Annotated in this window: 20 protein-coding genes; 12 read left to right on the top strand and 8 right to left on the bottom strand. The window is 38.6% G+C overall.

The features are described 5' to 3' along the window. Positions 1 to 18: 18 nt before the first annotated feature. On the bottom strand, positions 19 to 1,239 hold the full coding sequence (locus tag DHW03_RS18330; protein ID WP_109927307.1) for an FtsX-like permease family protein: 1,221 nt from the start codon (positions 1,237 to 1,239) through the stop codon (positions 19 to 21). A gap of 178 nt (positions 1,240 to 1,417) precedes the next feature. Here DHW03_RS18330 and DHW03_RS18335 point away from each other — a divergent pair, with 178 nt between their 5' ends. Next, positions 1,418 to 2,683 carry an exo-beta-N-acetylmuramidase NamZ family protein gene (locus DHW03_RS18335; RefSeq protein WP_109927308.1) on the top strand — a complete coding sequence of 422 codons (1,266 nt, stop codon included), beginning with the start codon at positions 1,418 to 1,420 and terminating at the stop codon, positions 2,681 to 2,683. A gap of 230 nt (positions 2,684 to 2,913) precedes the next feature. Next, positions 2,914 to 3,120, top strand: coding sequence for a hypothetical protein (locus DHW03_RS18340; RefSeq protein ID WP_109927309.1), 207 nt, complete (start codon positions 2,914 to 2,916; stop codon positions 3,118 to 3,120). A gap of 14 nt (positions 3,121 to 3,134) precedes the next feature. Here the strand turns inward: DHW03_RS18340 and DHW03_RS18345 are convergent, their stop codons facing one another. Together DHW03_RS18345 and DHW03_RS18350 are read right to left on the bottom strand one after the other, a co-directional pair. Beyond that, the gene (locus DHW03_RS18345; protein ID WP_109927310.1) at positions 3,135 to 4,985 is read right to left on the bottom strand and encodes a PAS domain-containing sensor histidine kinase; all 1,851 of its coding nucleotides are present in this window, start codon (positions 4,983 to 4,985) and stop codon (positions 3,135 to 3,137) included. 30 nt (positions 4,986 to 5,015) lie between these two features. After that, positions 5,016 to 6,059 (bottom strand): DNA topoisomerase IB, encoded by a 1,044-nt coding sequence (locus tag DHW03_RS18350; protein ID WP_109927311.1) that lies wholly within the window; start codon positions 6,057 to 6,059, stop codon positions 5,016 to 5,018. A 90-nt stretch (positions 6,060 to 6,149) separates the two neighbouring features. On the opposite strand from DHW03_RS18350, the gene fmt reads away from it, so the two are divergent. Beyond that, complete coding sequence (fmt, locus tag DHW03_RS18355; protein ID WP_109927312.1) at positions 6,150 to 7,058, top strand: methionyl-tRNA formyltransferase; 909 nt, start codon at positions 6,150 to 6,152, stop codon at positions 7,056 to 7,058. Positions 7,059 to 7,207: 149 nt separating this feature from the next. Here the strand turns inward: fmt and DHW03_RS18360 are convergent, their stop codons facing one another. Next, positions 7,208 to 8,047 (bottom strand): aminotransferase class IV, encoded by an 840-nt coding sequence (locus tag DHW03_RS18360; protein ID WP_109927313.1) that lies wholly within the window; start codon positions 8,045 to 8,047, stop codon positions 7,208 to 7,210. 8 nt (positions 8,048 to 8,055) lie between these two features. Further along, on the bottom strand, positions 8,056 to 9,084 hold the full coding sequence (locus DHW03_RS18365; RefSeq protein ID WP_109927389.1) for an RluA family pseudouridine synthase: 1,029 nt from the start codon (positions 9,082 to 9,084) through the stop codon (positions 8,056 to 8,058). A 105-nt stretch (positions 9,085 to 9,189) separates the two neighbouring features. Here DHW03_RS18365 and DHW03_RS18370 point away from each other — a divergent pair, with 105 nt between their 5' ends. Beyond that, entirely contained in the window at positions 9,190 to 10,218 is a 1,029-nt protein-coding gene (locus tag DHW03_RS18370; protein WP_133248558.1) for a DUF6588 family protein, read from the top strand. Between the two features lie 237 nt (positions 10,219 to 10,455). After that, on the top strand, positions 10,456 to 11,325 hold the full coding sequence (locus DHW03_RS18375; protein WP_109927315.1) for a 1-aminocyclopropane-1-carboxylate deaminase/D-cysteine desulfhydrase: 870 nt from the start codon (positions 10,456 to 10,458) through the stop codon (positions 11,323 to 11,325). 320 nt (positions 11,326 to 11,645) lie between these two features. On the opposite strand, the gene DHW03_RS18380 is transcribed toward DHW03_RS18375, so the two are convergent. The 3 genes from DHW03_RS18380 to DHW03_RS18390 form a co-directional block, all read right to left on the bottom strand. After that, complete coding sequence (locus DHW03_RS18380; RefSeq protein ID WP_240618573.1) at positions 11,646 to 12,707, bottom strand: phosphotransferase enzyme family protein; 1,062 nt, start codon at positions 12,705 to 12,707, stop codon at positions 11,646 to 11,648. A gap of 121 nt (positions 12,708 to 12,828) precedes the next feature. Beyond that, positions 12,829 to 13,863 carry a glycoside hydrolase family 43 protein gene (locus tag DHW03_RS18385; protein WP_109927317.1) on the bottom strand — a complete coding sequence of 345 codons (1,035 nt, stop codon included), beginning with the start codon at positions 13,861 to 13,863 and terminating at the stop codon, positions 12,829 to 12,831. An 8-nt stretch (positions 13,864 to 13,871) separates the two neighbouring features. Further along, on the bottom strand, positions 13,872 to 14,864 hold the full coding sequence (locus DHW03_RS18390) for a glycoside hydrolase family 43 protein (RefSeq protein WP_205941032.1): 993 nt from the start codon (positions 14,862 to 14,864) through the stop codon (positions 13,872 to 13,874). Between the two features lie 230 nt (positions 14,865 to 15,094). Between DHW03_RS18390 and DHW03_RS18395 the strand changes: the two genes are divergently transcribed. The 7 genes from DHW03_RS18395 to moaA all read left to right on the top strand — a co-directional run bounded on the left by DHW03_RS18395 (position 15,095) and on the right by moaA (position 22,203). Then, positions 15,095 to 15,460 carry a hypothetical protein gene (locus tag DHW03_RS18395; RefSeq protein ID WP_109927318.1) on the top strand — a complete coding sequence of 122 codons (366 nt, stop codon included), beginning with the start codon at positions 15,095 to 15,097 and terminating at the stop codon, positions 15,458 to 15,460. A 216-nt stretch (positions 15,461 to 15,676) separates the two neighbouring features. Further along, positions 15,677 to 16,189 (top strand): (2Fe-2S)-binding protein, encoded by a 513-nt coding sequence (locus DHW03_RS18400; RefSeq protein ID WP_109927319.1) that lies wholly within the window; start codon positions 15,677 to 15,679, stop codon positions 16,187 to 16,189. Beyond that, on the top strand, positions 16,182 to 17,195 hold the full coding sequence (locus DHW03_RS18405) for an FAD binding domain-containing protein (RefSeq protein ID WP_109927320.1): 1,014 nt from the start codon (positions 16,182 to 16,184) through the stop codon (positions 17,193 to 17,195). The genes DHW03_RS18400 and DHW03_RS18405 overlap by 8 nt, the downstream gene beginning before the upstream one ends. A gap of 24 nt (positions 17,196 to 17,219) precedes the next feature. Continuing rightward, the gene (locus tag DHW03_RS18410; protein ID WP_109927321.1) at positions 17,220 to 19,457 is read left to right on the top strand and encodes a xanthine dehydrogenase family protein molybdopterin-binding subunit; all 2,238 of its coding nucleotides are present in this window, start codon (positions 17,220 to 17,222) and stop codon (positions 19,455 to 19,457) included. A gap of 50 nt (positions 19,458 to 19,507) precedes the next feature. Next, complete coding sequence (locus DHW03_RS18415; RefSeq protein WP_109927322.1) at positions 19,508 to 20,620, top strand: XdhC family protein; 1,113 nt, start codon at positions 19,508 to 19,510, stop codon at positions 20,618 to 20,620. A 5-nt stretch (positions 20,621 to 20,625) separates the two neighbouring features. Beyond that, entirely contained in the window at positions 20,626 to 21,219 is a 594-nt protein-coding gene (locus tag DHW03_RS18420) for a nucleotidyltransferase family protein (RefSeq protein WP_109927323.1), read from the top strand. 3 nt (positions 21,220 to 21,222) lie between these two features. After that, positions 21,223 to 22,203 (top strand): GTP 3',8-cyclase MoaA, encoded by a 981-nt coding sequence (gene moaA, locus DHW03_RS18425; RefSeq protein ID WP_109927324.1) that lies wholly within the window; start codon positions 21,223 to 21,225, stop codon positions 22,201 to 22,203. Positions 22,204 to 22,205 lie beyond the last annotated feature (2 nt).

The raw sequence follows: 22,205 nt of genomic DNA on the forward strand, positions 1-22,205 counted from the left end.
CATAAAGCGTACAAATGGTTATTTAAACCGAATGGCTTTTAAAGGAGAAACTTTACTAATGAGCAGTGATGGAACGATTAAAACCGTTAAACAAACCACTACCGTAACCAGATTAAGCAGAAATACATCCATAAAATGAAATTCTATGGGCGCATAAGCCAAAAAGTACGATCCCTGATCGAGTTTGAAAATGTGGGTAGATTGTTGAATAAAACCCAAGCCCAAACCCAAAATATTGCCCAGAATTAAGCCTATGCCAATAAGATAAGCGGCATTGAAAAGGAAAATCTTCATAATGCTGAAGTTATTTGCGCCAAAAGCCTTTAACATACCTATCATGTTAGTGCGTTCCAAAATCATAATTAATAAGGCTGTAACCATATTAATAACGCCCACTATAAGCATTAATATCAATAAAACTTTTGTATTCACATCCAGAAGCCCTAACCAAGTAAAAATATTAGGAAAATTCTCTTTAATGGAATAGGAACGAAGCGTTGATGGCAGGTTTTCAAAAATATCATCGGCAACCGTATTGAGCTTCTTAAAATCTTTAATCTTGATCTCTACCCCACCTATTTCGTTCGGTTTCCAATTGTTAAGGCGCTTAACAATATTCAGGTTGCCAAGCACAAAACCCTTATCTATATCTTCTACTCCAATATCATAAATACCAACAATTTTAAATTTACGCTTGCGCGGTGGATCTTGAACAAAATACATGATGAAATCATCACCCGTTTTGAGTTTTAATCGGTTGGCTGTATAACTAGAAATCAGAAGCTCTTGCATGGCAGCGGTACTGTCTCTAAAATCGATAATGGTTCCGCTAATGATATGCTTTTTAATGTAATCCCAATTGTAAGTTTTATCGATGCCTTTAAAATTAATCCCCTCAATTTCATTGTTGGCCGAGAGTATGGCTGGCTTTGTGGCGAAAGGATAATAATACGCAACATTAGGATTATTCTTCAGCTTTTTATCACTCTCTGCATCGAAAACGAAAGGCGAGTGCTCAAAAGAATTGTTTAAATCGTATCGCGTAATTTGAACATCGCCTAAATATCCTCTAACCTTATCTTGTATTTCTGTTTTGAAGCCCTTAATAATTGCTATCGACAGAATCATAACGGCTAAACTCAGCATCACACCGGCAATGGCAATGCGCACAATGAGCTTAGAAAAAGTTCTTTCTGATTTGATGGCAATTCGCCCGGCTATGAAATATTCGAAATTCAACGTTAAGTGATTTATAGGGACAAAAATGCTCAAATCCTTTTAAAAAAAGGCAGTATTTAAGAATTAATAGCCGAAATTTATAATGAACTGACGAGTACATAATGTAAAAAAATTGAGAATTGTTTTAATCTTAAATTGTTTTTATGGATACTTGGAGCTTAATAAGAATATCCCCATCATGAAAACATACATTGGCATTGCCCTCACCTGCCTAATCGCATTATCTGCGTGTGGCCAACAATCAAATCCATCTGAACAACTGGGCAACAAAAGAGGCGAACGCAAACTATTAATTAGAGATAACATAAAACTACCTAGTGGTTTTAAAACCGGTGCAGAACAAACCGAACAGTATTTGCCTCTACTTGCAGGCAAACGGGTTGGCATGGTGGTTAATCCAACTTCGATGATTGGATCTGAAACATCGGTTGATAGCTTGATAAAACTTGGTGTTGAAATTCAAAAAATATTTGGTCCGGAGCATGGCTTTAGGGGGAATGCAAGCGCTGGAGTTACCGTTAATGATGATGTTGATGCTAAAACCGGTATAAAAGCCATTTCACTTTATGGCAAACACAGTACGCCAACTGCTGAAGATTTAGCCGACATTGATATTATGATTTTTGATATTCAGGATGTTGGTGTACGTTTTTACACCTATATCAATACCTTACAACACGTTATGGAAGCTTGCGCTGCCAACAACAAGGAGTTGCTGATTTTAGATAGACCCAACCCAAATGGTTATTTAATTGATGGCCCTATTTTGGATCCGAAATTCAAATCTGGTATTGGTGTACAACCTATTCCAATTGCGCACGGCTTAACCGTTGGAGAATATGCACAGATGTTAAATGGAGAAGGCTGGCTTAAAGACAAATTGAAATGCAAAATTACGATTATAAAAAATGCCAACTATAATCATGATATGGAATATACCCTTCCGGTTAAACCATCGCCAAATTTAAACACCCAACAATCCATCATGCTTTACCCTACAACATGCTTATTTGAAGGCACTTACCTAAATCATGGTCGCGGAACCATGTTTCCTTTCACTATTGTAGGTGCTCCATATTTAAAAGGAAAATTCGCCTTCAACTTTACGCCAAAAAGCATCAAAGGCATGTCTGAAACACCATTATTTCAAGATCAAGTGTGTTATGGATTGGATTTAAGAAACTATGATGTTTCGAAATTGAGAAAATCTAAAACAATTAATTTAAGCTGGATTATCGAACTATACAAGGCATCGCCTAAAAAGGAAGATTTTTTTAATACGAAGCTGAGCAAAGAGATGGGAACGATAGAAAAATTAGTGGGCGTTGCAGATTTTAGACAGCAGATCATCGATAAAAAAAGCGAGAAAGAAATTAGAGCCACTTGGGAGCCTGGATTAAACGCTTACAAAGCCATGCGCAAAAAATATTTGTTGTATAATTAATGATTGAATGAGGGAATGACAGAATGAGCGAATTAGCGAATTAGATAATTAGCGAATGGGAGAATTAGCAAGTTGAGCGATGAGCAACCTATTATTAAATGAAACAATTATTTGTGGTGGGTGTTTTAATCATTCAATCATCTCAGTCATTCAATAATTCAGTCATTCAATAATTCAATAATTCAGTCATTCAATAATTCAATAATTTCAGTCATTCAATCATTCACATCATGAGCGGACCAAAGAAAACAAGCGATAATCCAGGAAGCAATTACGAGGAAGAAGTTCCAAAAGGACGCAAACCTACGGATCATCAAACAGTTAGAAAATCTAATGACAGTTTGCCAAATAAGCCGCCTAAAACAGATAACCCTGCACAACAAAGGGAAAATGAAGAGCAACCTGTGCATTCCATTAAAAAAGCACCGAAAGAATAAGCCGAAAGGCTTTACTAAATATGTTTTATTGCAAAATAAAAAGTAGAGCCTTTCCTTTCTTCACTCTCCACCCAAATCCGTCCGTCTTCATTTTTGATAATTTCTGATGAAATGTACAGGCCCAATCCAAGGCCGGGATAGGTGTGTTGCATATTTCCACCCACCCTATAAAACTGATCGAATACTAGGGGCTGAGCTTCTTTTGAAATGCCGATGCCGTAATCTCGAACGCTAAAAATTACTTCTCCGTTTTCAACATAACTTTTAACATCTATTTTATTCGAGTCAGTAGAATATTTGATGGCGTTGGATAAAAGATTAATCATCACTTGCCCAATGCGTTCTTTATCAGCGAAGACTTGTACACCGCTCTTTAAATCTGACTCAATAACATGCTGGCTGGTGGTATGCTGAACGTCTTCTACCATATCTACAATAGCCGAATCGAAATCAAACTGAACGGGATTAAAAGTCATTTTTCCCGATTGAATTTTAGTTACATCCAATAAATCGCCAATCAAACTTGTTAATCTGTTTAACTGCTGATCCATTTTACTCACCATGCTCGCTTTCTTCTCATCCCCTTCACTTCGAATCATTCGCTCCAGTACTTGGGCATAAGCTTTTATGCTGGTAACAGGCGTTTTTAATTCGTGACTGGCAATACCTAAAAATTCATCTTTTTGCTTTTGCAGTTGAACTTGCTTCGTTACATCGATGGCCGCATGGATAATGGCATAAACTTTTCCATCTGAATCAAACAAGGGTTTATAGGTGAAATTAAACCAAAAAGTTTGAAGTTTTCCGTCCACCACTAAATCTGCGGCTTGCTGGTCGGTATGATAGGCAATCCCAGTTCTATAAACTTCTTTTAAAAGACCAATAAAGGGTTGTCCCTCCAGTTCGGGGATCGCTTCGAGCATAGGTTTACCCATTACACTTTTATCTTTTCCCCAAAAGTTAAGCATTTCATCGTTGGCTAAACTGATGATGATGTCTTCACCTTCATAAAAACCGGTAGCGGTGGGTGCATCCAATAATAAGTTTCTAAAGCGTTCCTCACTTTTGGCCACCTCATTTCGGGCCTTAACTTGTGTTGTAATTTCGTTGGCCACAACCATAATTCCGGTTACCTGATTGTTTGTATCACGTATCGGATCGTACACAAAGTTGAAATAACAATCTTTTAAAACACCCTCTCTTTCAATTACCGCCAGCGTTTCATAACCATAATGGGGATGACCAGTTTCATAAACTTCGGTCAGCAAATCGGGGAAGGGTTGATCGATAATTTCAGGCAAACCCTCTATAAGTTTCAATCCGATCACCTTTTCTGTTTTACCCCAAAGCTTCAATAAATCGGCATTTGCCTGTTCTATTATAAAATCTTTGCCTCTTAAAATACCGATAGCAACAGGGGCCTCCAGAATCATTTTCTTAAATAATTCTTCGCTTTCTTTAATTTTTAATCTGGCGCTTACCAGCTCGGTTACATTTGTGGCATTATTTAAAATCGCGCAAACGTCCCCGTTACCATCTTTTAATGGCTTGTATGTAAAATCAAAATAAAAGGTTTTTAACGCGCCATCCTGCATTAATTCTACCCGATCTTCCTTTGCTTCGTAGGCAATGCCTGTTTGAAAAACGTTTTTCAGAATTTGCAAAAACGGCTGTCCTTCTAACTCAGGAAGGGCAATATGCAGCTCCTTCCCAATTACAGAAGCATCTTTACCCCAAGCATTTAGCATGGCCTTATTCGCAACCTTAATAAGCATATTCTCACCAACATAGAGCGCAATTGGCATTGGAGATTCTTCAATTAAGCTGTTAAATAAAGCTGCGTTGTTGTTGAGGTCAATTTGCATACTAAGAGATAAAAAACAAATATAATTTATTTATTTATTCGTAGTTTTTAAAAAGGACAATAATACTTTTTCATCATGCTCTAAACCAAGCTTCCCAACGGTTTTCTTATTGTTCATCTTTTTCAGATAATTGACCAACTCATCTTTCTCGTAAGCGGTTAATAAAAGCGGATAAACATACGAACTTTTACAAACCGCACGGGTATTGCCTAGTTTCTTGGCCACACAATCGAGCACGTTTACAATTGTTTTTTTGGAGTTGATTGGAAGGTGTTGATCTACACTGCATTTGGCAAATTGCCGTAAAGCTTCTAAAGTTCCGCCCCAGGTTCTAAAATCTTTTGCCGTAAAATCGTTTCCAGTAATCTCTTTTATATAGTTGTTAATTTTTCCAGAGTCGATGCCCCTGTGTTCCTTTCCATTGGTGTAAAACTGAAAGAGTTCTTGACCAGGAATATCTCTACATTTCTTCACCAGTTTGGCCAAGTTTCTATCGTTTAATTCGATGCTTTGCTTAACGCCCTTTTTGCCTATAAAATCCATGGTAATTTTACTTCCATTTATTTTTACATGCTTATCTCGAAGGGTTGTTAATCCAAAAGATCCGTAAAGTTGCTTGTAACTTTCATTGCCCACTCTTATCAACGTTTTTTGAAGCACATCTACCGATATGGCAAGCACTTTTCTTTCGTCGAGTTCTTTGCGTTTCAAATCTTTCTCCAAGCGCTTTCTGGCTTCTGGCAAGGCTTTACCAAATTCCAATAAACGAAAATATTTATCTTCTGAGCGTCTGCTGGTCCATTTGGGGTGATATTTATATTGTTTACGGCCTGCAGCATCAATTCCAGTTACCTGTAAATATCCATTGGGTTTATTGGAAATCCATACTTGTTGCCAAGCGGGTGGTATAACCAGCGATTTTATTCTGCTGAGATGCTTTTCATCAGTTATTTTCTGACCTTTTTTATCCTCATAATGAAATTTTCCTGGCTTACCTATTCGATAAATGCCTGGCATGGCATCTGTTACATAAACCAATCCACTTGCTTTGACAACTTCTTCGCCCTGAACCATTTTTTTAAATATAAGGATGATTTTATTTTAGTTATTTTGCAAACATAACGCCTGCATGCTCGTTATTTTTAGAAACACAACACGTTTAATATGAAAATAGTTTTCATGGGTACGCCCGATTTTGCAGTTGCTTCATTAGATGCGCTGGTACAAGCACAATTTGATATTGTTGCGGTAGTTACGGCACCTGATAAGCCCGCTGGCAGGGGGCAAAAATTAAGCGAAAGCGCGGTAAAAAAATATGCCGTAGAAAAAGGCATTCCGGTTTTACAGCCAGAAAAATTGAAAAACCCTGAATTTGTTGCGCAACTTAAAGCCTACAATGCAGATTTACAGGTTGTTGTTGCCTTTAGAATGCTACCCGAAGTGGTGTGGGCTATGCCGTCTAAAGGAACGATTAACCTTCATGGTTCGTTATTACCACAATATCGTGGTGCCGCCCCAATTAATCATGCTATAATAAATGGCGAAAAGGAAAGTGGCGTAACTACATTTTTCTTAACTCATGAAATTGATACCGGCGATATTATCCTTAGAGAACAAGTTTCTATCGCGGATGACGAAACCGCTGGCGATTTACATGATAAACTGATGGATGTTGGCGCAAAACTGTTAGTTAAAACTGTTACTTTAATTGCCGAGGGAAATTTCTCTGAGCAACCGCAGCCTCAAACGGATGTGCTTAAACATGCGCCTAAAATTTTTAAAGAGGATTGCAAAATCGATTGGAATGGCTCTGCCGTGCAGGTTTACAACTTAATAAGAGGACTAAGTCCTTACCCCACTTCTTTTACATTCTTAAACGATAAAACGCTTAAAATTTTTAAGGCAGAACTGGAACAAAAAGAACCCGGAATTGCCGCTGGTGGCTTTTTAACCGACGGAAAAACCTTTTTAAAATTTGCTACAAAAGATGGTTTTATCAAACTGCTTGATATCCAATACGAAGGAAAAAAACGGATGTTAATCGAGGATTTTTTAAGAGGTATGCGTTTGTAATTTTCGTTTAACTTAATTTATTTTTTTGAGCAGAGAACCTTTGCAAAAGATAAACCTTGATAATGTTGTTTCGAACGTTTCGTGAGGACATGACAAAAGGCAATTTGGATTTAAGCAATAGAAATAGAGATTTGGTGCGGCTGCTGTGCTTAGAAATTATTCAGTTTTTCTGTTAAAAACTTAGAAATCTCATTAAAATAACGCTTTCTACCGTAGCCCATCACCCATTGTATGCCCTGTGTGGCATTGGTGATGAAAACTTCGTCGGCCTCTTTTAATATTTCTGGGTTAATCTGTGCTTCAATTACCGATAGATCGTTCATCTTTGCAATTTCCATCACCGCACTGCGCATCACACCACCTACACAACCCTCGGTTAGGGCTGGTGTATAGATTTTCTCATCATACACTACAAATACATTTGCGCTAATGCTTTCGCAAAGGAATCCGTTTTGATTCAAAATGATGGCTTCATCCAACCGATTGGTACTTTTAAAAAGGCCCGCCATTACATACAATAATGAATTTGAGGTTTTAAAATTCGAAATTTTATTGACCGATTTTGTCATTTCATCAAAAACATCAATAATTAATCCCTTGGTATTCAAATCATAGTTACTGCTTTTTAATGCCGTTCCCTGTAAAACATAGCCTGCCCTATTAATTTCTGGTGTATAAACGCCTGCGCCATCACGATAAACGGATAGCCGGAACCGAACATTTCCGTTCCATTTATTACGCTTACCCAAATCGGCTGTTTTTTGACGCAAAAAATAATCATCCATCAAAGCATGACCTTCAATTTTCAAGGCTTTCATTCCGGCAACCAATCGATCTGCATGTAAATCTGCAAATTGCAGTTTGTTGTTGATCATTCGCATGCTCTCAAATAGACCGTCGCCAAATTTAAACCCACGGTTTGAGGCGGTTAAAATCGGTGCATCTACTAAATGAAATTCATCATTAAATAAAAGGTACTGTTGAGACATATTTTATTTTATGATGTAACGATGTAATTTCTCCACTTGGTAAGGGCAGCCTTGAAATCAGGAGGTAAAGGAGATTCAAAATGCATGTATTCTTTTGTTGTTGGATGAATAAAGCCTAAAGACTGGGCATGTAAAGCTTGCCTAGGCAAAAGCTCAAAGCAATTATCTACAAATTGTTTGTATTTGTTAAACGTAGTTCCCTTCAAAATCTTATCGCCGCCATACATTGCATCATTAAATAATGGATGCCCGATGTGTTGCATGTGTGCACGAATTTGGTGGGTACGACCCGTTTCCAACTCGCAGCTAATGAGCGTAACGTAACCCAAGCGCTCTAAAACCTTGTAGTGTGTAACAGACCATTTGCCTTTCTCTTCGGTGTCGTAAATATCCATCACTCTGCGATCTTTCAAACTTCTGCCAATGTAACCTGTAACGGTTCCATCGTTTTCGATATCGCCCCATACTAAGGCAATATATTTTCTGGTAATGCTGTGATCGAAGAATTGTCTGGCTAAAATGGTAATCGATTTTTCGTTTTTACTGATTAACAGCAAGCCCGAAGTATCTTTGTCAATTCTGTGCACTAAACCTGGTCGGCCATCATTACCAGGCAGTTGTGGCAGTTGTTCGAAATGGAAAGCTAAAGCATTAACCAATGTTCCTGTATAGTTATTGAAACCCGGATGAACAACCATTCCTGCCGCCTTGTTTACCAAAAGCAAGTCGTTGTCTTCGTAAACAATTTCAATTGGAATATCTTCTGGATAAACTTCCGTATCGCGAGGTGGATGCGGTAAAACGATTGAAATTTCATCAAAAGGCTTTACTTTATAGCTTGCTTTAATTTGTTTTTGATTAACCAGAACATTGCCTGCATCAATGGCATTTTGAATGCGGTTACGAGAAGCATTTTCTACCCGAACCATTAAAAATTTATCAATTCGGAGCAAAGATTGACCTTTATCAACGATAACTTTTAAATGTTCATATAACTCTTGATCTTCCGATTCCTGCAATTCTACCGAATTTTCCATGCTGCAAAAATAAACTTTTAAGCGCAAGAATTTTGGAATCATTTTAGTTTAATGAAAAGAGCCTATCTTTATGTGATAGAAATTATCATCCTAAAAAAATATCTCATGAGAAAACACTACGCTTTCGGGGCATTATTCGCACTTATCCTGACCCTTAGCTTTAATCTTACAAAAGCCCAACAAGATGTAGGCGGACTATTTGTTTCGGGCCCTGCCGATGCAACCAAACTCATTAACGCTTATTTCGATCCACTTTATAAGGGATTAGGTGTTGGGTTAAGCGATGGTTGGACCAATACGGCGAAATCAAAAGGCTTTTTGAAGTTTGATGTCCGTGTTTCAGCAACCGGTGCATTTGTACCACAATCTGCCAGAAGCTATGATGTAAATACGCTTGGTTTAAATAACATCAAGCCAGCGCCAGGCGCCTCATCGATAGGTCCAACCGCTTTCGGAAACGATCAGGAAGGCGGAAGAATGCAAGTTTACACCAGTGGCGGCATTCCAACAACTACATTTTTTAATCTTCCACAAGGTGTAGGCTTCCACGTGGTGCCCTCAGCGCAAATACAGGCTACAGTGGGTTTGCCAAAAAATATCGACATTACTTTAAGGGCAATGCCCAAAATTAAAATAAGCAACGATTTAGGAAGCCTATCCATGATTGGCTTTGGTGCTAAAGTAGAGTTGCTACCCCTATTACTTGGAAAGGCTGAAAAAATAATTCCCATTGATATAGCCATTGCTGGAGGCTTTACCCAATACAAATACACCTTACCATTAAATGTGAATAACACCGCAAATTCGGATCAGCGGATTGACGCGAAATTTAACGGCGTAAATTTCGACGCCATTGTTTCTAAAAAGATTCTTTTCTTCACTCCTTTTGCAAGCGTTGGCTACCAAACTTCTAAAACCGATTTAAAAGCATTAGGAACCTATAGCTTTGACACCGGTAATGGCACATCAGTTACTTATGTTGATCCAATTGCGGTGAAACAAACTGATATTGATGGCCTTAGAGCAAGCTTAGGCTTTCAATTAAAATTTGGATTCTTTAAGTTTTATGGCTCGTACACGGCTGCAAAATACAGTATGGTAAATGCTGGCATAGGATTAGGCATTGGCCAATAGAAATGATATTAAATTAATGTTAATTTTCGAGAAAAATTGAACAAAAAAAATATTTGGCGTGTTATTTGTAGAATTGTTCATACCTAATAATAATACCATGAAAAATTTTACTTCAAATGTCAAGATTGTACTTAATTTTTTTCCCTACTTAGTAAGGAAAATATACTTTAAGTAGTTATAATCTGAAAAAACGCTTAAAAAACACTTGAAATCATCAGGTGTTTTTTATTTTTACACGTGTTTGAAAAAATATACAGTCCTGTACAGAAATTAGAATTATTTCCTTTTACCCAGCTTTTTGTTAAAAGAGATGATTTAATTGATCCATATATTTCGGGCAATAAATGGCGTAAGTTAAAATACTTACTTTTAAGTGCCAATAATGCACACAAATCTCATCTAATCACCTTTGGAGGTGCCTATTCAAATCATCTGGTTGCCACCGCAGCTGCTGCATCCCGATCAGGGTTAAAAGCTACAGCCTTTGTTCGTGGCGAAAGCGTTGAAAATGAAATGCTGATGCTATGCAAACTCTTCGGAATGAAGTTGATTTTTACCGATAGAGAAAGCTATAAAAATAAAAAATCTTTATTCGAACGGTATTTTAAGCTTGATGAGGATGCTTTTTTTATCGATGAAGGCGGGGCCTCTGAAGAAGCCACCATTGGCTGTTCGGAAATTATTAGCGAGTTGGACCATACCTACGATCATATTTTTTGCGCAGCAGGTACAGGAACAACAGCCGCTGGTTTATTAAAGGGCATTCAAGATCGGGGTTTGAAAACTAAATTGCATGTGATTCCAGTTTTAAAGGGCGGCTCATTTATAAGAAACGAAATCGAAAAATATACCCCAATATCAAATCACTTGGAACTGCATCTCGACTATCATTTCGGCGGCTATGCGAAAACAACACCTGAATTGATTGAATTTATAAAGTTTTTCACTGCAAAAACGGGTTTACTCATTGATCCGGTTTACACCGCTAAAATGTTTTTTTCAATAAGTGATCTTCAAAAACAAAATGCTTTAAATCCAAACGATAAAATACTGGCCATCCATACGGGCGGTCTTTTGGGTATGTTTGGGATGAAGGATAAGTTTTAAACCTATTTTATAATCTTAGCGCCAATTCGCGAGAACAAAATATCTTTTAAAACTAGCAGAGAAGGCTTACTCATAATTCACTTTCCCATCACAGTCGCCAAATACTATTTTGCATTCATAAATATCTATGCTTGTCAAAAATTAATTTTTAAACGCTCATGCATTCCTTTTTTGCTTTTCGTAGCTAGGTAGTAAGCGATTATAGCTCTAAAATTTACCACAGAAACATCGAATACGTGGAAAATATTTTTCTACTTCCTTCTCTTGGGTGCCATAGGTGGTTCAAATCCCTTATGGCTTAAACCGAATACAAGTCTGAGTCAGTCTTGTTGAAGCTGATTGATGGTTTCAATAAAATTTGGTTCGGAGAGTATATATTGATTTAACAGTGCAATTTGGTTCCGAGCTCTTGATAGGTTATGATGGGGATAAGTGGTTGGATAATAAACATCGCCATTTAAAAAATCGGTTAGAAAGCGAAGGGCTTGCATGTAAATCATAAATTTTCCGCCATAAATAAAAAGATCCTTTTCTAGAGGTGTGAGTATATGCGCCATTTCTCCCATATATCCTTTATAGATAGCGGTAAATACTTCCTCACGGACGGTAACTTTCTTAAAGTCTTGCTCTTCCTCATTTGATTCAGCGAGGTAAGTACGCATCATGTCGCCAACATCACTAAAAAAATAGCCTGGCATAACCGTGTCCAAATCGATCACGCATAAACCTTTATCCTCATCATCCAACAAAACATTGCTAATCTTAGTATCGTGATGAATAACCCGAAGCGGAATGGCTTCACTCCTCTTTATTTCATCGTATTTTTCGGCAATGTCGGCATGATTGACCAACTCCTCGATTTCGCTTTTTGCAAGGCTAATTCTTCCCTCATTCGCCTTCTCAATGGCTTTATTAAACTGTTCTATCCTGAGTGAAAGATTATGAAAATCAGGTATCGTGTAGGTCAATTTTTCAGCATTAAAACCATTAAGCACACGGGTAAATTTACCAAAGGCCTTGGCCGCCTGATAAGCCTGATCGGCACTCGTAACATAATCTATCGTGTGCGAATTTTTAACAAACGGCAACATTCGGTAATATTCTTCACCCTTATGTACAAGAGTTTGACCATTCAAGGTTGACAATGGTGCCGGAAAAAGATACTCCGGAAAAGCTTGTTGAAGGTAAATTTTGATGTGATTCAAGTTATCATCAATCGCTTCTGGATTTGCAAACACCTTATTATTGATCCGCTGTAAAATGTATTCAGCCTCTGAAGCAGTAACTTTCCAAGTGTGATTAATTAAGCCAGAGCCAAAGGGTTGGATGAGACATTGATCTTCATCCAAGCCGTAAGCGTTTAAAATATTCTGAAACATCATTGAACGATAATAGAAAACTAAATGATAACATTGATGAATGTAAAATTAGTACAATCCGTTCAGTTTGGAAATGATGGCAAAATTTTAACTTTTTTAACAGAAATCTTTGAAACAGTGCATTTTATTTCCTCCTATTTTTCTCTGATGGGATATCCAATTCGGTAGTTGTTTTTACGGGAATGCCGAAGTTTGGCGTGCCATCTGCATTCCAAGTAAACTTTTGTGCTCTAGGCGAACGAAACCCACCGCAACCTTGCCCCGCTTTATCGTTGGCATGGTACAAGATCCAATCTTCCGTTCCATCAGGCGATTTGAAAAAAGAATTATGCCCTGGAGCATAAACCCCATTTTCTATTGATCTTTGGAAAACTGGCTGGTTGTGTTTAACCCATGATTTTGGATCTAAAAGATTGCTTTTTAAATCGGCGGACAACATACCTAAGGCATAAAAATCTGTCCAACAGCCACTTGCAGAATATATAATGAATACCTTTTTATTGTGCACCAGAAACTGCGGACCTTCATTCACATCTACATGTTCAGAATTTCCCAAATCACCTATTTTTTCCCAATCGAATTTAGGAGTGGATATTTTGTAACGCTCGCCCTCTACTGTCCAAGGGTTTTTGAGTTTTGCAATAAATACTTCTTGTTTACCATTTACATCACCTTCCCATCCCGACCAAATCATGTACAATTGGCCATTGATTTCGCCTACGTCGCCATCTATTGCCCATTTATTTGTTGGGTCGTTAATTTGACCTTTAAATACCCACTCGCCCTGCATGGGGTCTTTCGATGAATTTTCTAAAACATACATTCTGTGGTTTTCATTTTTACCATTATCGGCAGCAAAATAGGCATACCATTTCCCGCGTAAAAACATTACTTCGGGTGCCCAAATACTTTTAGAGTATGGCCCAGAGGCGGGTGCTTTCCAAATGGTTTTATGTGGAGCATCTTTTAAGCCTTCAAGCGTTTTACTTTTCCACAGCTCAACGCGGTTTCCGGTCGTGTTGGTGTAATAATAAAATCCATCTTTATAAAAGCTATAAGGATCGGCACCAGAAGGAAGCAATGGATTTTTGAAGGTTTGCGCTTTGCTCATTCCTAAAGAAAACAGCGTGATGCATAAAAGGAAGAATAAATTTTTCATAACTTATTTTATTGATTTAAAAATCTGAACGATGTTGGGTCAACCTTTAATGCAAAACTACCATCGCTTTGCTTAACGAATTTGGCTGCAATAATGGCGGTTGCTCTTGGCGATACTTGTGTATTTGAGTGGTGGGTATGCAATACGTATTGAAGATTGCCTTTGCCATCGACAACGAAATCGCCATGCCCAGTGCCGTTAAAACCCAAATTGTATTTGCTGATGATGGGGTTGCCTTGAAATTTTGTCCAAGGACCAAGTGGTGAATTTGAAGTTGCATAGCCTACCGCATAATCTGGATTCCTAAAATCGTTTGCGGCGTAAAAAAGATAATAAACGTTCCCCTTTTTTAAAACCGTTGGCCCTTCAGTTACCGGCCATGTCGTTTTTTCGGTATTTTCCCAAGCTTCGGTGGCTGTAATGCATTCCTTTAACGTTTCCTTTACGATGTCAGAAAAATCTAGTTTAAGTTCTGCAACAAAAATTCGGTTTCCATGATCGAGCCTTACGTGGTATAGGTACATTTTACCATTCGTATCTTCAAAAACAAAGGGATCGATTTGCAAACCAGCACTTGGTAAGCATTTGATTATCTGTTGTTTAAACGGACCTAAAGGGCTATCACTTTCTGCGAAGGCAATATGCTCGTTGGCGGTATAGGCCATATAAAATCTGCCATTCTTCTTGAAAACCTGTGGCGCCCAAAACCCCTTATCGCCATAACTTTCGCCCTTTGATAGCGCAAAGCCTCTGTTTTTACCTATTGGGCCTGTCCACTTGTGTAAATCGGTTGATTGATAAACCTCAAAACCTTTATTGCTACTGGTACCATACAGGTAATAAATGCCTTTATCTAAAAATATCGTTGGATCGGCAAGGTAAATAGTATCTACACCAATAGATGTGTTTTCTTTATGTTTCGGCTGAGCGTAACTGGCAAAAGAGATTAACGCGAAAAGCGGTAGCACATAGTTTTTCAAAATGGGAGAGATTGCTTTCAAACTAAGGCTAAATTTAAGTCATTTTAAACGAGAATTACGAAGGTAAAACGATTTATTTTACTAAAAACGAAGTGGCTGTCGTTTGAGTATGCTTCTTAGCTTTTTCGAAATTAATTTCAAACATCTCGATTTCATAATGTATTTAGACTAATTATCATTACCATAAAAATGGTTCTACTCCATGTTGTTTTTCCTAAATTCATAGAATTAAAAAAAGGAATTAACCAACAATGGGTGTACACATCGGCTTAATGATTTGGAAAGAAATGAAAAGACAAGATCTTTCCAGTGCATTCCTTGCCACCGAACTCAAAATTAGTAAGGTTAAAGCACAAGATATTTTAAACAGTGCATCTATAGATACAGCGTTACTGATGAACATTTCTGAAGTTTTAAACTATAATTTCTTCCAATATTACGAGAACGGCAAAGCCTTCTCTAAAATTGAAACCCAATCCAAACAACAGTCTGCCCTAGAAATTGAACGCCTAAAACACTTAATTGCAGAGAAAAATAAATTGATCGATCTTAAAGATCAGTTTATTAAAACCCAAACCAATCTCATTGGTTTGCTCGAAAAGGGGCAGTATATTTAAGTTGATGTTTGCAAACGTTCTATTTATTGATAGTTGAAACGAGAAACTGAAAACACATTACACAAAAATATAATTTTAATAAAATTACCCACCTCAACAGCAATACCCTAATAAGTTAAACTTATTTTCTGCGCGCCGAACAATTATAACCAAATACACAAAACTTATCATCAATTTTTGCTGTTGATTAGATTGGAAAATAATAAAACACGATCTATGCGAACAGAATCTATTCAACCCCCTCCTGAAGCAAAAAATTCGGAAACCGTAACGCTCCACATCAATGGTGAAGCAAGAACGCTTAGCGTAAAACCTTGGGTTACCTTATTGGATGCGCTAAGAGAAAATTTAGATTTAACCGGAACAAAAAAGGGCTGTGACCATGGTCAGTGTGGTGCATGCACCGTAATTTGCGATGGTAAAAGAATTTTAAGTTGCCTTAGCTTAGCCGTAATGAAAGATGGTGCCGAAATCACCACTATCGAAGGCGTAGCCCCAACCGGCGATTTACATCCACTACAAAAAGCTTTTATTGAGCACGATGCCTTTCAATGTGGCTATTGTACGCCAGGCCAAATTTGCAGTGCAATAGGTATGTTTAAAGAAGGGAAAGCGCACACCGAAGCAGAAGTTAAAGAGCTAATGAGCGGAAACTTGTGCCGCTGTGGAGCCAATACCAACATCATAAATGCCATTATGGAAGTTAAAAACGGAGGGAATTATGAATGATTTTAATTTCTATAAAAGCCAAGGCATAAGCGATGCTGTTGAAAAAATAGCCGATCAACCAGATGCCAAATTCATTGCAGGCGGAACAAATCTGATTGATTTATTAAAATATAACTTAATGACTGTTTCAACTTTAGTTGATGTAAATTCGATTAAAGAGGATACCCTAAGTGAAACAGATGGAGCAGTTCTACTCAACGCTTTTGCAACAAATGCCAATACCGCTTATCATCCGATAATAGAAGAACGTTACCCACTCCTATCAAAAGCGATTTTGGCAGGTGCATCAGCACAAATAAGAAATATGGCCAGCAATGGTGGAAATCTGCTCCAAAAAACCAGATGCTATTACTACTATGATGCCAATACGCCCTGCAACAAGCGCGAGCCGGGTTCAGGTTGTTCAGCCATAAATGGTTACAACAGAAATTTAGCCATTTTAGGAACCAGCGATCACTGTATTGCGGTGTTCCCATCGGATATGTGCGTGGCATTAGCCGCTCTAAATGCCACAGTTTGTGTTACTGGGCCAGATGGAGATAGAAAAATTCCTTTTTCAGAATTTCATCGTTTACCGGGAAACACCCCGCATATTGATAACAATCTGTTAACCGCTGAACTGATAACAGGAATAGAACTTCCATCAAAAGGCTTTGAGAAAAACTATTCTTACCTCAAACTTCGCGATCGAAATTCCTATGCTTTTGCATTAATTTCAGTTGCAACAGCGATGGAATTAGAAAACAATCAGATAACAGAAATTAGAATTGCACTAGGTGGCGTGGCTGCAAAACCTTGGCGGGTGCAAAAAGCAGAAGATTTTTTGGTTGGAAAAACACCCACGAAAGAAAATTTTGCATTAGCCGCCGAGTTAATTGTAGAAGGTGCGAAAGGTTTTGAGTTTAATGCATTTAAAATTGAACTTGCCAAAAGAGCCATTATCCGCAACTGCCTAATGGCCCTTAACCCAGCCTCACAATTGCCAGGCGCACAACCATCAGCTTAATAATTCATTCTTATTTAAAAAGATATGTCTATAAAACCGTTAATAGGCCAGCCGATCAGTCGGTTGGAAGGACACTTAAAAGTAACAGGTGCAGCAAAATATGCAGGCGAATACAATGTTTCGGATTTGCTGTATGGTTATGTTGTAAATAGTACCATTACAAAGGGAAAAATCATCAGCATGAATACTGATGAAGTAAAAAAAATACCAGGAATTGTAGAAATTTTCACGCATGAAAATCGGCCATCTTTGGCTTGGTTCGATATGCAATATTCGGATATGGATGCCCCTCCCGGCTCTCCTTTTAGGCCACTGCATAAACCGGATATCAAATACAACGGGCAACCCATCGCTTTAATCGTTGCCGAGACTTTCGAGTTGGCCCGTTATGCAGCCTCAATCCTTAAGGCTGAATACCAAACGGAAGCCTTTAAAACGGATTTGGAAGCCAATTTAGGAGAAGGCCGGAAACCGCAACCTGGATTAGCCACCATGTTAAAACCGCCTCCGCCAAAGGATAAAGGCGATATAGATTTAGCACTCTCTGCTGCGGCGTTTACCTCAAAGGGCACTTTTACGCATGGCACAGAACACCATAATCCGTTAGAACTGTTTGCCACAACAACCGTTTATGAAGGCAAAGGCAAGGTTACCATTTACGATAAAACGCAAGGTACCGTAAATTGCCAGCTATACGTGGGCAATGTTTTCGGGCTTCATTTTAAAGATGTTCGAGTGATTTCTCCGTATGTAGGCGGTGGGTTTGGCTCTGGGTTAAGACCTCAATATCAGCTCTTTCTATCGGTTATGGTGGCATTGGAGTTGAAAAGAAATGTCCGGGTGACTTTGGATAGAAGCCAGATGTTTACCTTCGGACACCGTCCACCAACGATTCAAAAAACAAAATTTGGATCAGATATAAACGGTAAAATTACGGCTTTATACCACGAAGCAACGGCAGAAACTTCTTTATATGAAGATTATACAGAAACCGTTGTAAATTGGGCACCAATGATTTACCCAAGTCCGAATTCGAAAATGGAATATAATTTGGTTCCATTGGATGTGTTTACGCCGATTGATATGCGTGCACCGGGTGGTTCAACAGGTCTTCATGCCATCGAGAGTACGATCGATGATCTTGCTCATCAGGCAAAAATAGATCCCATTCAATTTAGGTTGCTCAATTATGCAGAGCGCGATGAAAGTGTAAATCGTCCTTTTTCGAGCAAGGAATTAAAGCAATGTTTTATTCAAGGGGCAGAAAAGTTTGGATGGGATAAACGCAATCCGGAACCGCGCAGTATGCGCAACGGCAATAAATTGGTGGGTTATGGCATGGCAACAGGCGCTTGGGAATCGATGATTTTACCAGCAAGGGCAGAAGCCATTTTAACCACAGAAGGCAAACTAATTGTTAAAAGTGCCGTTACCGATATTGGTACAGGAACCTTAACGGTGATGAGTCAAATTGCTGCCGATGAACTGGGGCTTCCGCTGGATCAGGTTACGTTTGAATATGGCGATAGCAAAATGCCATTTGCACCCATCCAAGGTGGTTCTTTCACGGTATCAACCGTTGGCTCAGCCATTAAGGCTGCAGGAAAAGCTTTGCGCAAAAAACTGTTAAAAATTGCACAGCACATACCCCATTCAGCATTTAAGGGACTAGAAATAGAAGATGTGGTTTTTCAAGATGGATATATTCGCTTAAAACTAGATCCATCAAAAGAAATCGCATTTACAGCACTTATTCATGCCAACAAAGGGAAAGTGATCAGAACCAAAAACTTCAACGTACCCAATTTATTAAAACTTAAAAAACATTCCAGAGCAGCGCACAGCGCCGCCTTTGTAGAAGTTGAGGTAGATGAAGAATTGGGTGTAATTAACGTAACCAGAGCGGTAACCGCGGTTGCTGCTGGTAAAATTATCAATCCGAAAACGGCAAGAAGCCAAATTTTAGGCGGAATGGTTTGGAGCATCAGCAAGGCTCTAAGAGAAGAAACAATTTCAGACCACAACTTCGGCAAATACATGAACCAAAACTTAGGCGAATACCACATTCCTGTTCATGCAGATATCCATGATTTAGACGTGATATTTGTAGAAGAGAATGATGAAATTGTAAACGAATTAGGCAGCAAGGGTATTGGCGAAATTGGTTTGGTGGGCATGCCTCCTGCCATTGCAAACGCCATATTTCATGCCACAGGAAAAAGAATTAACGAATTCCCCATCCATTTCGATAAGCTTTTGTAAGTTTTATAATTAAATTGCGCCAATAAAAATGGCATTACATCCCAACCACAATGAGAGAGATTAAGGACATCATTAAAAGTTACGAACTGGCTGATAAAGCAGGTTTGAAAACTGCGCTTGCAACTGTTGTACAAGTGGAAGGATCTTCTTATCGGAGGCCAGGTGCCAGAATGTTAATTTGCGAAAATGGACAGTTAACAGGGGCCATTAGTGGTGGATGTTTGGAAGGCGATGCATTGAGGAAAGCGCTCTCTGCCATACTTCAACAAGAAAATAAATTGGTTACTTACGACAGTACCGATGAAGATGATGCCAAATTTGGCGTGCAGTTGGGCTGTAATGGCATTGTGTACATTTTATTCGAGCCAATCAATCGCGAAGAAATAAACAACCCCATCTCACTTTTAAAACAAATTGAAGAAAAGCGCGAAAACGCAGTTCTAAGCACCCTCTTTTCGCTGGAAGAACCACAACAAGTGGGCACGATTTTAATGACGAAAAATGAAATTCTACAAAAAGGAATAGCAGATGATTTAGTCGAAGTCATTGCATCAGATGCGAAAAATACACTTAATGAACGGTCTTCAACCATTAAAAGTTATCAAGTAAACGGCAAAAGCCTAAGCGCCCTCCACGATTTTATCGAACCTCCCATTGCACTGGTTATTGCTGGAGCAGGTAACGACGTTCAACCTTTGGTAGAAATTGCGGCTGTTTTGGGTTGGCAAATTACCGTTGCAGATGGTAGGCAAACACATGCCACTGTGCAACGCTTTCCTAAAGCCGATTTGGTTTTAGTTGCAAAACCAGATGCGCTTTTAAATAAAATCGAAATAGACAATCGTACTGCCCTAGTTTTAATGAGCCACAATTATAATTACGATTTGGCCATGCTAGATGGATTGTTGCAAATTCAAACGCCCTACATTGGCGTACTCGGACCGAAGAAAAAGTTGATGAGGATGTTAGGCGAACTAGAGATTGAGGAAAGCAGAAATCTCGATCATGTGCACGGGCCAGTTGGATTGGATATTGGTGCAGAAACCGCAGAGGAAATTGCCATTTCGATTGTATCCGAAATTAGAGCTGTTTTTGCCAGAAGATCGGGTAAAACGTTAAAAGATAAAAATGCGCCCATCCATCAGGCATCACCAACGATATAAAACAAATGAACACTGGAACGATTATTCTTGCGGCGGGCAGTTCTTCCAGATTGGGTCGCCCAAAGCAATTGTTGGATTTTAATGGTAAAACATTACTCTCACATGTAATCGATGAGGTGCAAGAAGCAGGAATTCAGCCCATTATAGTGGTTTTGGGCGCTAATGCTTCGGTTTTTAAGCAAGAAATCAAAGATACAAAGGTTGTCATCCTAGAAAATGAAGCTTGGAAGACAGGAATGGCTTCTGCTATCCAAGTTGGCGTATCTGAAATCACCAAACAATATGATGTTGAAAATCTAATTATTGCCGTTTGCGATCAGCCCCACATCAGCAGCGCCATTTTTACTTCGCTAATAAACAAGAAGAACAGCACAGGCAAAGGAATTATCGCTAGCACCTATCAAAACATTATAGGCACGCCTGTGTTATTCGATAAAAAATATTTTGATGCTTTGAAAGCTTTAACGGGCGAAGAAGGCGCAAAAAAAATAGTAAAACATTACACTGCTGATGTTGAAACAGTGGCTTTCGAAAATGGGGAAATTGATATAGATACTGAAACAGATTACTTAAATTTACAACATAAAATAAGCAAATAGCGTATGATAGAGGATTCATTTGGAAGGGTACACGATTATTTGCGCATCTCATTAACAGATAATTGCAATTTTCGTTGCTTTTATTGCATGCCTGAAGAAGACTATGATTTTACACCGGCTTCTAGGTTAATGCAAACCGATGAGATTATTCATTTGGCAGAAATTTTTGTCGCTCAAGGCGTAAAAAAAATCAGACTTACTGGTGGCGAGCCTTTGGTACGGAAAGATGCAGCAAAAATTATCGAAGCATTAGGTAAACTGCCTGTAGAACTTGCCATTACAACTAATGGAACCCGAATAAATGAGTTGCTGCCAGTTTTACAAGCCGCCAACATCAAAAATATCAACATCAGTCTGGATACTTTACAGCCAGAAAAATTTTTCATGATTACCCGACGGGATGTTTTCCATCAGGTAAAAAGCAATATTGAACTGTTACTACAACATAAAATTGGCGTAAAGCTCAATATGGTGGTTATGAAAGGCTTAAACGATAACGAAATTTTAGATTTCATCGCTTGGACCAAACACAACCCCATCCAAGTAAGATTTATAGAATTTATGCCTTTCAGCGGAAACCGATGGACGAGCAATAAGCTTTTTTCGTTGGAGGAGATTTTAGCCATCATTCAAACAGAGCATACCATTCTTCCTGTAGAAGCCGGGCCAAACGATACCGCAAAAAGTTATATGATACCTGGACATGATGGTTCTTTTGCAGTCATTAGCACGATGACGAGTCCATTTTGCAGCACCTGCAATCGCATGCGATTAACAGCTGATGGCAAACTTAAAAACTGCTTATTTTCAAAAGGAGAAACCGATCTTTTAACGGCATTACGCGCTGGAGAAGAAGTTTTACCTTTGATAAGATCTTCCATTTGGGCAAAAGAGAAAGAGCTTGGGGGGCAATTGCACACACATTTTGAAAACATTGATGCTGAATTGCTTACGAACAGAAGTATGATTACCATTGGCGGCTAAAT

Source organism: Pedobacter yonginensis (genome assembly GCF_003173595.1).
In the GTDB taxonomy this organism is placed as follows: Bacteria; Bacteroidota; Bacteroidia; order Sphingobacteriales; family Sphingobacteriaceae; genus Pedobacter; species Pedobacter yonginense.